At 45.3% G+C, this 457-nt stretch carries 1 protein-coding gene; it reads right to left on the reverse strand.

Annotation, left to right across the window (positions count from 1 at the left end; all coding sequences use genetic code 11):
- Positions 1-457, reverse strand: a 457-nt coding sequence (locus CL42_RS16315) for a Tn3 family transposase (protein WP_155757019.1), incomplete at both ends; no start/stop codon positions are given.

A 457-nucleotide genomic window follows, 5' to 3' on the forward strand; every position in this document is an offset into this window, starting at 1 on the left:
TTGGATTGATATGTCCTGTACTTTCAGCTCTGCCACCTGCGCGGAAGCGTTGGCCATCTGATGAGGAGGTAGTGCCATCTCCCCAGTTTTCAGCGAAAGGTTGTTTCAATTGAGCATTCACCAATTCGGCCAATGCCGTTGAATAAGTTTCATCACGGATATGCCAAGCCTGTAGCCATGAGAGTTTGGCATAAGTTGTACCAGGACATGATTCGGCCATTTTCGTCAGCCCTAAATTAATTGCATCAGCCAGTATGGTCGTGAGCAATAACGCTTTATCCTTCGCAGTGTCATCCGTTTTCAAATGAGTGAAGTGTCGAGTAAAGCCTGTCCATTCATCGACCTCCATTAATAATTCGGTGATCTTGATATGTGGTAACAGCATTGCTGTTTGGTCAATTAAAGTTTGGGCTGTATCAGGAGCCACGGCATCGAGAGGTGTTATTTTTAGACCAGA

This window comes from Acinetobacter sp. Ver3 (assembly GCF_000632455.1).
Classification (GTDB): domain Bacteria; phylum Pseudomonadota; class Gammaproteobacteria; order Pseudomonadales; family Moraxellaceae; genus Acinetobacter.